Raw genomic sequence first — 12,992 nt, 5'->3', positions numbered from 1 at the left:
CTTCCGCTAACGCCCTCCCCGAGCCCGGGGCTCCTTGAGACGCGCGGGGACGGCGGCGGCCTCCGGAGCCGGATGCGTCTCCAGCCAGCGGGCCACGGTCGCGGCTTCGGGCTCGCGCGTGGCTCGGACAAAGCGTGCGCGGGCCGCTTCCGCCTCCTGCCTCGCGGGCTGCCTCTCCCCGGCATCCCACAACGCCCTCGCGAGCGCGAAGCCTGACTCGGCCAGCGTCCCGTCCGGCATCGATGGATACGCCACCGCCAGCCGCAGCGGCGCGATGGCGTCCTTCGCGCGGCCCAGGCCCAGCAGCGCCTGGCCCACGCCGTCCTGGCTGTACTGGAAGGTCTCGTCCCCAGCGGGCGCCACCTGCTGCTTCGTCGCGAGCGCTTCCTCATAGACGCGCAGCGCCTCGTCATGGCGGCCCAGCGCCAGCAGGCACATGCCCACCTCGTCCAGCCCCTCCGCCACCGGCAGCGTGCGCGCCCCCAGGAGCGCCTTGCGGATCTCCACGGCGGCGCGCGCGTGCGGCAGGGCCCGGGCCGGATCCGCCGCCTCGCGAAGTGCCCAGGCGAGGGCGTCATGCCGGCGCGCGGTGTCCGGGTGCAACGGGCCCACCGCGGCCTCCGTCAGCGACAGCGCGCGCTCCATCAACGCCACGCCGCGCGCGGTGTCCTTCATCCGGATCGCCAGGTTCCCCTGGAGGAAGGTAATGCGCGCGCGCAGCGGGTGGCCTTCCGGCAACGCCGCCTCCGCCCGCGTCCGCGCCTCCTCGAAGAGGGCGCTCGAGCGGGAGAAGTCATTCCTCGCGTTCGCGAGGTTGCCTTGATTGACCCGCACCTCTGCTTCCAGCACGGCGTCGCCGCCCATGCGCCGCAGCGTCGCGTCCGCGAGCCCGCTCCAGACCTCCGCAGGTTCGAAGTGCCGCTGGCCCTCCTCCACATAGAGCAGCCGGTTGAGGATGGTGACCTTCAGCCGGTCCGCCCTCCCCGCCTCCGCGTCGAAGGCCGCCTGCCGCAGCGCGATGGCCGCCCCCTCGGAGTCCCCCAACTGCTCGCGCATCCAGCCCTGCTGAAGCTGGAGCCGGGCCATCAGCGGCGCGTACCCCGTGGCCCGCACGGCCTCCACCAGCGGCTCCAGCCGCGCCCGGGCCTGGGGAAGGCGTCCGCCGTCCACCAGCACCTTCACCTCCGACAGGAGCGCCTCCAGGCGCTCCACCTCGGCGCGCTCCGCGGGCGACTCCGGCAGCCGCTGCTGCTCGCCCAGCTTCGCCACGTCCGCGCATTCGTCCAGCGCGGGGAGCGCGTTCACCAGCGACAGGGACTTCTCCACCAGGGGGACGTCCGCGGTGGACAGCAGCGCCACCACCGCGCGGGCGTCCTCGCGCCGCCGCTCCAGGCACACCACGCGCTCGACGCGCAGGGCCTCCGGCTGGGTGCCCTCCACGAGCGTGGCCCTGCACGCGTCCGTGTGCTGCTGGCTCCAGCTCCGCGCGTACCCATCCAGCACGGCCGCCACGCGCCCGGCCATGTCCGCCCCCAGCGGGCTGCCCGTGGCGGTGAAGGCACGCACCACCTGCTCCCGCTGCTCTGGGCCCCACACCCGCGCCATGAGCGCGTCCGCGCCCTCGCACACGCGCGACTGCTGATAGAGCACGGCGCCGCCCATCAGGAGTCCTCCCGCCAGCAGGCCCACGCCGCCCCACGCGCGGCGCCGGGCCCTGCGCTTCGGCTCCTGCCCCAACGCGTCCAACAGCTCCGCGAGCGTCGGGAAGCGCTCCGCCGGACGCAGCGCCAGCCCGCGCATCACCGCCCGGCCCACCCACGCGGGCACCCGCGTGTCGCGCGGCGGCTCCAGGAGGCGGGGCGCGCTCGGGCCCTCCAGGTCGGCCGGCGTCTTCAGCGCCTGCATGCGCGCGACGTCGAAGGGGCGCTGGCCGTAGAGCGCGGCGTACAGCGCGGCGCAGAAGCTGAATTGATCCGTGCTCGCGTCCGGGACCGCGCCCAGCACCTGCTCCGGGGACATGTAGTTCGGCGTGCCCATCACCGCGCCAGTGACGGTGATGGGCGCGTCCAGCATGCGCCGCTCCGCGGCCAGCGCGTTCACTTCCCGCGCGGAGGAGTCCTCATCGTCGCCGGAGGGCAGCCCCACCTGGCGCGCGAGCCCGAAGTCCGTCACGCAGACGCGGCCCCGGCGGTCCCTCAGCACGTTGGCCGGCTTGAAGTCGCGGTGCACCAGCCCCACCGCGTGCGCGGCCACGAGCCCCCGGCCCGCGCCCAGGTACGCCTCCAGCACCTCGCGCCACGAGCGGGGGGCCTCCTTCAGCCACTGCCCCAGCGTGCCCCCATCCAGCAACTCCATCGCCAGGAAGACCTGGGCGCCCCAGATGCCCACGTCGAACACCGGGATGACGTTCGGGTGTGAGATGCGCGCCATCGCCTGCGCCTCACGCAAGAGCCGCGCCCGTCCCTGCTCCGGATCCGCGTGCCCATCCGAGCGCAGCAGCTTCAGCGCCACCTTCCGGTCCAGGTCCGGATCATAGGCCGCGTACACCACGCCCATGCCTCCCGCGCCCAGCGGCCGCAGGAGCAGGTAGCGCCCCACCTGGACGGGCGAGGACGTCCCGTGCCGGGGCTGCCGGTCCGATTCATTCGTCGCGGGCACGGTCTCCGCTGGCGTCCGCGGCAGCAGGCGCGTCGCCTCGCCATCAGGGCTGCGCGCGGGAAGCGTGTCGTCGCGGTCGTCTCCGGCCGGGGTCTTCATGATGGATGACATCCTAGGAGCCCCGGCGTTGCCATCACCATGCCCCCACAACCCGACCGCGGTCTTCTTCGATAATAAGGAGCCGCGGTCTCCTCCCCCGAGCGCAAGGGTTGTTCATGAACGTCACCCGTCCCCAGAATCTCCCTCCCTCCCTGCCCCCCGAGCAGACGGCCGCGCCGCAAGGCAACGCTCCGGTCCAGGGCCACCTCGCCCCGGAGCCAGTCCTCGAGGCGGAGCAGGTCACCGGGCTCCCCCAGGACCGCTTCGAGGAGTCACCCGAGGTGGCGGGACAATGGGCCGCCCAGGCTGCGGGGGCCGGACAGCCGCTGGGCGCGCGTCCCATGGAGCTGTCGCAGATGGAGCCGGCGCCCTCGCTCGCGGGCGCCAAGGGATGGGCCCAGCAGACGCCGGTCCTCCGGCAGACGGACGCCACCAATTGCGGCGCGACTGCCGCCGCGATGCTGGTGCGCGCCAATGGCGGCGGCCAGGGGCAGACGGACGCCCAGCTCGTCCAGTCGCTGGAGTCGCGCTACTCCGACAGCAAGGGCACGACACCGGACCAGATGGGCCAGATGCTCGCGGGCCAGGGCTTCGAGGTGACGCGCGGCGCCGCCAACTTCGACCGCGACGCGCTGAACGCCGCGCTCGACTCGGGCAAGAAGGCGGTGGCCCTGGTGGACTCCAACCTCATCCAGCCCGGCGCCTCCGGCGACACGTCCAAAGGCAGCGCGCACTGGGTGGAGATCGACGGCAAGAATGCCCAGGGCCAGTATCAGATCAATGATCCGGCCACCGGCTCCAAGTACGACGTGGACCTCCAGCACCTCACCCAGGCGATGAACTCCGGCTGGGATTCGTTCAACGGCGGCGGGATGCTCATCGTCAACCCGCAGGGAGGTGACGCGGGCGCGCTGGCCGCCGCGAACGCGAATCACTCCGCCACGCTGGGGGACTCCTCCGGCATCGGCTCCAAGAACAACTCCTTCGGTTCGCGCGAGTCCGGTTCGTAGTTCACGCGGCGTGGGGACGCGAAAAGGCCCCGCGTGCATCGCACGCGGGGCCCCGTCCTTCACTTCCAACCGCTTCCTCAGATGTTCGGGATGTCGGAGGCGAAGCGCTGGTTGTCGGTCAGCGTGGAGGGGTTGGCCTGGACGGACTCCAGGAAGAGGCGCGCGTTGTTGGACAGGCTGCGCTCGAAGGCGAACGCGTCATCGCCCTTCACGTTCGGGTTGTCGCTGATGCGCTGCTCGGGGTGCTCGAAGTTGGTGCGGCCGCCGCGCACGTGGTGCAGGTAGTTGTTGGCCCCCACCGCGCGCATCGCGTCCAGCGCGTTCGTCACGTTGAGCTCGATGGCTTCCGGGCTGCTGCCGTTGAGCTGCTGGAGGTCCTGAGGCAGGTGCTTGCCGTAGGTCTCCAGCAGGTCCTTGTTCAGGTTGAAGGGGCCGTAGTTCGTCGCGGAGCCGCTCTTGTTGAAGTCCGTGCCGCCCTCCTGCATCACCTGCGCGACGAGCAGCGCGGCCTCCTCGGGGGCGGCGCCCGACTTGATGGCGGTGTCCCAGACGTTCTTCTTCCAGAAGCTCAGCGGCTGCCCGTTGTACTGCTTGTCCTCCGAGTACGAGAGCGCCTGGTAGTCCTTGGAGGCGTCATGCGTGCTGGCCGGCACGAGCGCGTCCGCGCCGACCGGATCGGCGCCCGCGCCCGCGGGCCGCGTCGTCGGCGTGGGAGGCAGCGATTGCGTCCGCGCCGACGGCGAGGACTCGAAGCTGTCCGTGTGGAACATCTTGTTGCGCAGGGCCGCCGCGGACGTGTCCTGGGAGGGCTGCACGGGCTGCGTCCGCGCGGCCGGCTTCAGCAGGGACGTGAGGAACGAGGACGGGTTGGAACGGGAGGAGACGGAGGAGATCATGGCGTGCTCGGGGTCGTGGGGGCCGTGAATGGCCGGTACACGTTCCCTAAGCAGGAGCGATGCCAGCGCCCCGCGCATCGGGCCTTCCGAGGGAGAAGCCACGCAGAGAGGCTCGCGGGTGGGTGACTCGAGTCACCCGGTGGCGGTCCCAGTGGGTGACAGGAGTCACCCGGCGTCGTCTTCGTCCGCCACGGGCTTGCCGTCGCTGAGCTCCAGGCCGTGCTTGCGCATCAGCTTGCGCAGGTACACCCGGTCGATGTCGGCCTCGCGGGCGGCTCGGTTGAAGCGGCCCTCGCAGCGCTTGAGGAGGCTCTTGAGGTAGTCGCGCTCGAAGCCCTCCACGAGCTGCTCCTTGGCTTCCTTGAAGGGCCGGGCCAGGTCCAGCACCCCCGCGCGGAGGGAGGCACGGCCGGGGACGCCCGGGTCGATGTCCGGGAGCGACTCCTCGCCCAGGTTCACCACGCGGTCCACCACGTTGCGCAATTCGCGCACGTTGCCCGGCCAGGGGTACTGGAGGAGCAGGGCGCGCGTCTGGTCCGACAAGGTGCTGGGCGGCTTGCCCAGGCGCTCCAGCACGGTGTCGATGAGCATGGGGATGTCCTCCGGGCGCTCGCGCAGCGGCGGCAGCGCGACGCGCAGCACGGCCAGCCGGTGGAAGAGGTCCCGGCGGAACTTCTCCGCCCTCACCGCGGCCTCCAGGTCCACGTGCGTGGCGGCCACCACGCGCACGTCCAGCGCCAGGTAGTCGTTGGCCCCCACCCGCTTCACCTGCCGGCGCTCCAGCACGCGCAGGAGGCGCGGCTGCATCTCCAGGGGCAGCTCGCCCACTTCGTCCAGGAAGACGGTGCCCCCGTGGGCGCGCTCGAAGGCACCGGCCCGGTCCGCATGGGCGCCGGTGAAGGCACCCTTCACGTGGCCGAACAGCTCGGACTCGATGAGCGACGGCGCGATGCCCGCGAGGTCCACCACCACGAAGGGCTTCTTCGCGCGCGGGCTTTCATGGTGCAGCCCCTCGGCGCACAGCTCCTTGCCGGTGCCCGTCTCGCCCTGGATGAGCACGTCCGAGTCGCCCGGGGCCATGCGCTCCAGGAAGGTGAAGACCTCGCGCATCCGGCGGCTCTGCCCCACCAGGGTGCCGAAGTGGCCGCGCGGCGACAGCAGCAGCGAGCGCTCGCGGGTGTCCTCGGGCATCACCTTGAGCTGCGTCTCCCCCAGGCGGAGGACGGCGCCGGGTTGGACCTCCAGCTCGCTGAAGCGCAGGCCCTGGCAGAAGGAGCCGTTGTACGAGCCCAGGTCCGTGGCGACGACGCGATCCTCCCGCACCTCCAGCTTCAGGTGGTAGCGGGACACGGTGCCATCCTCGAGCACGATGTCGCAGTCCGCGCTCTTGCCCAGCCGGTACTCCCCCACCGGCAGCGGGTGGCTCCGGCCGGCCGCGGGCCCGGACAACACCCACAGCTTCAAGCGGACCTTGCCCCCGGGCTTCTCGGGAAGGGTCCGGGTCCTGTCGGAAGACGGCGTCTCCCGCCCCTCCGGCCTGTCATCCCGTGTCGACACCGCGACGACGCTAGCACGCGAGCAGAGGGCCGGGAGGCCCCGGGGAACACTCCCAGCTCCTCGCGGTGTCCATGGGAAGGCAATGCCTTGCACCCCACCCGTCCGGCCGCGTTTCACGGGTGGAGGCGAAGGCCTCATCAGGCTACGGGTAGGTGTCCAGGTAGGCGCGGTGGCTGTTGGAGAACTCGAAGTTGGTGAACTTGTCCCAGTTGATGGACCAGGTCATCAGCCCCTTGAAGCCCGGGTAGCCGCCGGCCTGGCGCAGCACGTAGGTGCCGCCGAAGGACTGGCCCTTCATCAGGTAGTCCAGCGCCTTCTGCACGTTGGCGGGCGTGGTGTAGCCACCGCCCGCGGCCTGCGGCGAGGACGGCAGACCGATGACGACCTGCTCCGGCCTGAGCGCGGGGAAGACGGCGCTCGCGTTGCCGCCCACGGGGAAGCCCTGGAGCAGCATCTCCGCCATGGCCACGTGGAAGTCCGGCGTGCTCTGCGCGTAGGCGCGGCCGTCCAATCCCATCACGGTGCCGGTGTTGTAGTGCTGCACATGCAGGTACGTCAGCCGGTCGCGCAGCGCGTAAATGACGGGGAGGTAGGCGCCCCACGGGCCGCCGTAGGCCGCGTAGCCGCCCTGCACGTAGGCGGTCTCCGGCGCCATGGTGAGCACGAAGCCCGCGCCGTTGTCGTTGAGCAGCTGGCGCGTGCCCGCGATGAGATTCTGGATGCGCGGCGTGGTGGGGTTGCGGAAGTCGGTGTCCCCGCCGTTGAGAGACAGCGACGAGCCCTCCAGGTCCAGGTCCAGGCCGTCAAAGCCATACGTATTGACGAGCCCCTGCATGCTGGAGACGAAGGCCTGCCGCGCCGCCGCGTCGTCCAGGTGGATGGTGCCGTTGGCGCCGCCCAGGGAGATGAGCACCTTGCGGCCCTGCGCCTTGAGCGTGGCGATGTCCGCTTTGAACTCGGCCACGGTGGCGTTGTACGGGGTGAAGCCCATGGTGCCCGACGGCGCGCCCGTCACCGGCTCCGCGAAGGCCACCTGGATGACGTTGAACTGGGAGGACACGTCGCGCAGCCGGATGTTGGTGGAGCCGTTGTCGAAGTTGTGCCAGTAGCCGACCAGCACCTTGCTGCCCGAAGGCGCCGTGTTGCCCGTCGTCACCGCGACGCTGTTGCTCGCGGCGGAGCGGTTGTCGGCCGCGTCGCGCGCCTTCGCCGTGAACGTATAGGTCGTGTTGGCGGCGAGCCCCGTCACGGTCGCGGTCAGCGTGGTGCTGGTGGCCGCCGCGCTGGTGCCGCCGTTGACGAAGATTTCGTAGCCGGTGACGCCCACGTTGTCGCTGGACGCGTTGAACGCCAGGGACACGCTGGAGGCCGTCACGCCGGTGGAGCGCAGGGAGCCGGGCGCCGTGGGGGCCTGCGTGTCCGGCGCGGGGCGAGTGGGCGTGGTGGTGCTGAACGCGGCGCTCGCCGCGGAACGGTTGCCCGCCGCGTCGCGCGCCTTCACGGTGAACGTGTAGGTGGTGTTGGCAGCGAGCCCGGTGACGGTGGCGCTCGTCGTGGTGGAGGTGGCCGAGGCGGAGGCTCCGTTGTTGACGAAGACCTCGTAGCCGGTGACGCCCACGTTGTCGGTGGACGCGCTCCAGGTCAGCGACACGCTGTCATACGTCTTGGAGGGTGAACCGACGCCGGAGGGCGCGGTGGGGGCCTGCGTGTCCGCGGGAGGATTGCCGGTGCGCTCCAGCCACAGGGCGAGCACGTTGGGCGGTTCCCAGCCCACCAGGGACGTGTGGGACTGACGGCAGTCGTAGCCCTTCCCTCCATAGGACGCGATGTCACCCACGGCATACGCGACGCCTGGAGCCCAGGCGCCCCGGTCCGCGGCCAGGGCCAGGGTGGGCAGAAGCAGCAGGAGCACGGCGAGGGCCGCGCGGGACGACGAACGAGGGGGATGCATTGGGGGAAAGCCTCCCGGAAAAGGGTCCGGGAGACAGGGAGGGCGGACCCCGGGAAAGCGGGTCAAGAGCCCTGAAAGATTTTCCTGAGCGCTCCTGGATGGTTGGTCAGCGAACGGAGGAGCTGGCCCCTTGGATCCGGGTGACCGGCCTCCAGGCCCAGGACCTAGGATTCGCCTCCATGAAGTTTCTAGGTGAGTTGGACGAGGCCTCTCTCGCGCGGACCCAGCGGTGCAACCGTCGCCTCGCGGATCCGAACCGTCTGCAGGCCATCCGGGACACCGGGCTGATGGACACGCCTCAGGAGGAGGCCTTTGACCGCCTCGCCCGCCTGGCGGCGCAGCTGCTCAACGTCCCGCTGACCATCATGTCGCTGGTGGACTCGAACCGGCAGTTCTTCAAGGCGGACTTCGGCCTGCCCTCGCCCTTCCGGGAGACGCGGACGCTGCCCATCGACGCGTCGCTGTGCCGTTACACGCTCGAGGGGGAGCCCATCATCTCCTCGAACGCGCCCGCGGATCCGTTCCTGAAGTTCCATCCGTCCACCGGGCCCTGGGGCATCGTCGCCCTCATCGTGCTGCCGTTGATCAACCCGGAAGGGCACGTGCTGGGAACCTTCTGCTGCATCCAGCCCACGGCGCGCGAGTGGACCGAACAGGACCACCTGGTGATGAAGGAGCTGACGGCCTCCATCATGACGGAGATCAACCTCCGCGATCAGATCCGCAAGCTGAAGGCCGAGCAGCGGATGCGGGACACGTTCGTCGCGGCGCTCACGCACGACCTGCGCACGCCCCTGACGGCGTCGAAGCTGAGCGTGCAGCTGATGGGCAGGCGTCATGCGGACCTGCCGGGCGTCCAGACCTCCGTGGGCCGCGTGACGGCGAGCCTGGACCGCGCGGAGCGGATGATCCAGAACCTCCTGGACGCCAGCCGCATCCAGGCCGGCAAGCTCGTGGCGCTGGAGGTGCGGGAGTGCGACCTCCACGCGGTCGCGGCCCAGACGCTGGATGAGATCTCTGCGCTCTACCCGGGGCGCTTCGAGCTGAAGGCGGAAGGTGAGTTCACGATGCGGGCGGATCCGCTCGGGCTGCGCCGCATCGTGGAGAATCTGGCCTCCAACGCGGCGAAGTACGGAGCGCCGGGCACCCCGATTGAGATCCGGCTCGACCGGAATGAAACCCAGGTGAGGCTCCAGGTGCGCAACCAGGGCACGCCCATCGCCGCGGAGGACCTGCAGACCATCTTCGAGCCGTTCCACCGCACGCGGTCCGCCACGGAGAGCGCGGAGAAGGGCTGGGGACTGGGGCTGCCCCTGGTGCGAGGCCTGGCCGAAGCGCACGGAGGCAAGGCCACGGTGACGAGCGGCGCCGAGGAGGGGACCTGCTTCACCATCACCCTTCCGCTGGACGCGAGCGCACGGCAGCGGCGCTCCGCGTAGGGGATGGGGAGCCCGAGGGGGGTGTTCCTGGGGCTATCCTTTCCCCATGGCCATTCCCGCTCATTACGACGCCCTCTCCGCGCTGGAGCTGGTGGCCATCGCGCTCCTCGAGGTGAAGGGGGATTGGACCTGGGCCGCGCTGGATGCGCTGCGAAAGCGCGACCGGGAGGAACTGTTCGCCGCCGCCGAGCAGTTGCTGCGCTCCCCTTCTTCGAGGGAACGCGCACGGGGCGCGGTGCTGTTCGCCCAGGCGGCGGGGCACGACGCGAAGGAGCACCGTGAGCGCAGGGCACGATGCGCGGAGGCCCTCCTCGCCGTGCTGCCCACGGAGCAGGCTCCATCCGTCCTCAAGGCAATGGGCTATACCCTGGGCTACCTTGAGGACGCCCGGGCCTTGACCGCGCTGCGCGCCTTGAAGGACCACCCGGATGCCCGGGTCCGGGAGGGAGTCGCCCGGGGTCTGATGCCGCATCACAACGACTCCGTGGCCCTCCAGACCTTGATGGAGCTCTCCCGGGACGGAGACACATCCGTGCGCGAGGAGGTGCTGTCCGGATTGGCCCTCAAGGACGAGGACGAGGTGGACACCCCGGCGCTGCGGGACGCGTTCCTCGACCGGGTGTCGGATGAGGACAGCGGCATCCGGGCGGACGCGCTGGTCGGGCTGGCCAAGAGGAAGGACCCTCGCGTCCTGGTGCACCTCCGTCATGAACTGGAGAGGCCACCCGTCGAGATCGCGGCCATCGAGGCCGCGAGGTACCTGGAGGACGCGTCGCTCTTGCCGCTGCTCCTCGCGGTCCGAGAGGCGGCCCGCCCGATGGACGACGCCTTCGAGGGCGCCATCGACTTCGCCATCGAATGCCTGGGAGGGCACGCGTCATGAAAGACCGTTCCGTTCCGGAGTTGATTGCCCTCGCGTTGCAGGGTGACGAGGAGGACGAAACGGCCTGGGAGGCCATCCGCGATTTGCGCGACCGGGGCGGCGATGAGGTGTTCGAGGCCGCCGTCAGGTTGCTGCACTCTGCGTCTTCACGCGAGCGTGGACGCGGCACGGACATCCTCGCGCAACTGGGCGGTCGGAAACGCAGCGACGCGCTCATCACGAAGTGCGCGGATGAGGTCCTGTCCGCGCTGGCCACGGAGCAGGATGCCTCCGTCCTGGACTCAATGGCCACGGCCCTGGGGCACCTCCGGGATGCCCGAGCGGTTCCCGCGCTCCTGCCCCTGAAGAACCACCCGGACGAGAATGTCCGGATGGGCGTGGTCATGGGCACGATGCCCCACCGGGATCCGGTCGCCATCCAGACCTTGATTGAGCTCTCCCGCGACAGCGACGAGGACGTCCGGAACTGGGCGACCTTCAGCCTGGGCAGCCAGGCGGAAGAAGTGGACACGCCCGAGCTTCGGGATGCGTTGTTCGACCGGCTCACGGAGACCGACCTGGAGCTTCGCGGCGAGGCCCTGGTCGGACTGGCGCTGCGCAAGGACCCGCGTGTCCTGGAGCCGCTGCGCCGCGAGTTGGAGGGAAGCGAGGTCATCGTCCTGGCTGTCGAAGCAGCCCAGGCGCTGGAGGACCTCTCCCTCCTGCCGCTGCTCCATCGTCTTCGGGACCCGCCTGGCAAGGCCGACAGCTACTTCCGCAGCGTCCTCGCTGACGCCATCGCCCACCTGGAATCACTCGCCTGAGCAATGGCTGTACCGGACCGGTCTCCGTGGAAACCCCAGGACGTCCAGACGCAAGGGACGCGCCCTCCGCATGGCGCCTGACCTCTCCAGCGGACCGGTCCTGTCCTCTCCACAGGACAGGAAGCGTGCACGCGCCCCACGTGTGCCTTGCGGCGAGGCGGTGGGTGCACTAGCCATCGATTATGGCCCAGCGTCGCCCGACCCGACCGTCCGCCTCCTCTGATTCGTCCAAGTCCCGCAGCGCCGCTGGCAAGGCCGCCACGAAGCCCGGGGGCCGTCCCACCGGGGGCAAGGCCCCTGCCCCGGCGAAGAAGGCCGCGGTCGCGAAGCCGGTGGTGCAGGCCCTGAAGACCGCGGCCTCGAAGCTGAAGCAGGTCGCGAAGGCGGTGAAGGGCGCGGCGGCCAAGGCAAAGCCTGTCGTGAAGCCCACCGCGAAGGCGGCGCAGGCTCCGAAGGCTTCCGCTTCGAAGGCCGCACAGGCTCAGAAGGCTTTGATGGCGAAGTCGGGTGCTCAGGCCTCGAAGACGCCTGCCGCGAAGTCCGCGACCCAGGCGCCGAAGGACTCCGCCGCGAAGAGGGGCGGTGCTCAGGCGCTGAAGACGCCGGCCGCGAAGTCCGCACAGGCTCCGAAGGCGCCCCCAGCAAAGGCCGCCGTTCAGGCGCCTGCGGCGAAGCCGGGCGGACAATCGTCGAAGACGCCCGCTGCGAAGCCCGCCGCGCAGGCTTCAAAGGCAGCCGCCACGAAGCCCACCGCGGCCAAGGAGAGCCCCAAGGCTCCGGCGTCGAAGGCCGCCCAGACACCCGCAGCGGAGTCTGCTTCAACCGGGAAGGGCCCGAAGGCGTCCGCAACAAAGGCCGCCGGACGCGCCGCGCAGAAGCCGGGCTCGACCGAGGAAGACGCCAAGGCCAATGCATCGAAGTCATCCGAGGCGGCTGCGGAGCCGGCGCCGACCAAGAAGGGCCCGAAGGCTTCCGCGCCGAAGGAAGCCCAGGAGCCTGCTGCATCGACCGACGAGAGCCCCAAGGCCGATGCACCGAAATCCTCCGAGGTAGCCGCGGAGCCGACTCCGACCAAGAAGGGCTCGAAGGCCGCCGCGTCGAAGGCTGCATCGACCGAGGAGCCCCTGAAGACCGAGGCACAGAAGTCCTCCGAAGTTGTCGCGGAGCCCGTATCGGCCGAGGAGCGCCCGAAGGCTTCCGCGCCAACACCCTCCGAACAGCCTTCTCAAGCCCCTGAGCCGACCTCCGCGGGTGCGGAGACGGCCGAACTGAAGACGGACGCCAGCGAGGCTCCTTCGAAGCGCGCAGGGAAGGCGCCCAAGGGCTCTTCCGCGAAGAAGACCCCGGCCGAAGGAACTCCCGCCGCCGCGCCGCAGGAGGCCCCCGTGCCTTCCCCGTCGGAGACCCCCGCGGAGTCCGCCACGCCCGCGCCACAGGCCGAGACGGGCGCCACCGACACCGCTCCCACAAGCACCGTGGAAGGAACGCCTCCCGCCACGGAGACAACGACCGCCGAGGAAGCCCCCTCGCGCAAGGGCACGGGACGCGCCGCGAAGCGGAAGGCCTCCGAAGCCGCAGCCGTTCCCGCCGAAGCGCCTGAAGAGACCTCCGGACCTCCCGCACCCAGCGAGGAGCCCGCATCGAAGTCGAAGCGCGGAGCCAAGGGCGCGGCTCGCCCCGCCGAAGAGCCCACCCC

Annotated in this window: 9 protein-coding genes; 5 read left to right on the top strand and 4 right to left on the bottom strand. The window is 70.7% G+C overall.

The features are described 5' to 3' along the window. Window positions 1-6: 6 nt before the first annotated feature. Entirely contained in the window at window positions 7-2,757 is a 2,751-nt protein-coding gene (locus tag D7X99_RS04285) for a serine/threonine-protein kinase (RefSeq protein WP_158626917.1), read from the bottom strand. Window positions 2,758-2,873: 116 nt separating this feature from the next. Here D7X99_RS04285 and D7X99_RS04280 point away from each other — a divergent pair, with 116 nt between their 5' ends. Then, window positions 2,874-3,767: a papain-like cysteine protease family protein gene (locus D7X99_RS04280; protein WP_147476021.1), complete on the top strand. Its 894-nt coding sequence runs from the start codon at window positions 2,874-2,876 to the stop codon at window positions 3,765-3,767. 77 nt (window positions 3,768-3,844) lie between these two features. Here the strand turns inward: D7X99_RS04280 and D7X99_RS04275 are convergent, their stop codons facing one another. The 3 genes from D7X99_RS04275 to D7X99_RS04265 all read right to left on the bottom strand — a co-directional run bounded on the left by D7X99_RS04275 (window position 3,845) and on the right by D7X99_RS04265 (window position 8,171). Next, window positions 3,845-4,663, bottom strand: coding sequence for a hypothetical protein (locus D7X99_RS04275; protein WP_121776599.1), 819 nt, complete (start codon window positions 4,661-4,663; stop codon window positions 3,845-3,847). Window positions 4,664-4,828: 165 nt separating this feature from the next. Continuing rightward, a complete protein-coding gene (locus D7X99_RS04270) occupies window positions 4,829-6,127 on the bottom strand; it encodes a sigma 54-interacting transcriptional regulator (protein WP_233613081.1) in 1,299 nt (432 codons plus the stop codon). A 235-nt stretch (window positions 6,128-6,362) separates the two neighbouring features. After that, window positions 6,363-8,171, bottom strand: a complete 1,809-nt coding sequence (locus D7X99_RS04265; protein ID WP_121776597.1) for a glycosyl hydrolase family 18 protein — start codon at window positions 8,169-8,171, stop codon at window positions 6,363-6,365. 179 nt (window positions 8,172-8,350) lie between these two features. Between D7X99_RS04265 and D7X99_RS04260 the strand changes: the two genes are divergently transcribed. The 4 genes from D7X99_RS04260 to D7X99_RS42220 form a co-directional block, all read left to right on the top strand. Next, complete coding sequence (locus tag D7X99_RS04260; protein WP_121776698.1) at window positions 8,351-9,610, top strand: GAF domain-containing sensor histidine kinase; 1,260 nt, start codon at window positions 8,351-8,353, stop codon at window positions 9,608-9,610. A gap of 46 nt (window positions 9,611-9,656) precedes the next feature. Then, window positions 9,657-10,493 carry a HEAT repeat domain-containing protein gene (locus tag D7X99_RS04255; RefSeq protein ID WP_121776596.1) on the top strand — a complete coding sequence of 279 codons (837 nt, stop codon included), beginning with the start codon at window positions 9,657-9,659 and terminating at the stop codon, window positions 10,491-10,493. Then, complete coding sequence (locus D7X99_RS04250; RefSeq protein WP_121776595.1) at window positions 10,490-11,296, top strand: HEAT repeat domain-containing protein; 807 nt, start codon at window positions 10,490-10,492, stop codon at window positions 11,294-11,296. The genes D7X99_RS04255 and D7X99_RS04250 overlap by 4 nt, the downstream gene beginning before the upstream one ends. 182 nt (window positions 11,297-11,478) lie before the next feature. Next, window positions 11,479-12,992, top strand: a 1,514-nt coding sequence (locus D7X99_RS42220) for a hypothetical protein (RefSeq protein WP_147476020.1), incomplete at its 3' end; no start/stop codon positions are given.

Origin of the sequence: Corallococcus sp. AB032C, assembly GCF_003668935.1 — a bacterium.
Lineage (GTDB): Bacteria > Myxococcota > Myxococcia > Myxococcales > Myxococcaceae > Corallococcus > Corallococcus exiguus.
The sequence above is the reverse complement of the archived record's forward strand: the minus strand, read 5'-3'. Positions and strand labels throughout refer to the sequence as shown.

Bases quoted from the DNA above. Each gene is read 5' to 3' on its own strand.
- D7X99_RS04255 (WP_121776596.1), top strand. From the start codon at position 9,657: ATGGCCATTCCCGCTCATTACGACGCCCTCTCCGCGCTGGAGCTGGTG.
- D7X99_RS04275 (WP_121776599.1), bottom strand. From the start codon at position 4,663: ATGATCTCCTCCGTCTCCTCCCGTTCCAACCCGTCCTCGTTCCTCACG.
- D7X99_RS04250 (WP_121776595.1), top strand. From the start codon at position 10,490: ATGAAAGACCGTTCCGTTCCGGAGTTGATTGCCCTCGCGTTGCAGGGT.
- D7X99_RS04260 (WP_121776698.1), top strand. From the start codon at position 8,351: ATGAAGTTTCTAGGTGAGTTGGACGAGGCCTCTCTCGCGCGGACCCAG.
- D7X99_RS04265 (WP_121776597.1), bottom strand. From the start codon at position 8,171: ATGCATCCCCCTCGTTCGTCGTCCCGCGCGGCCCTCGCCGTGCTCCTG.
- D7X99_RS04280 (WP_147476021.1), top strand. From the start codon at position 2,874: ATGAACGTCACCCGTCCCCAGAATCTCCCTCCCTCCCTGCCCCCCGAG.
- D7X99_RS04285 (WP_158626917.1), bottom strand. From the start codon at position 2,757: ATGAAGACCCCGGCCGGAGACGACCGCGACGACACGCTTCCCGCGCGC.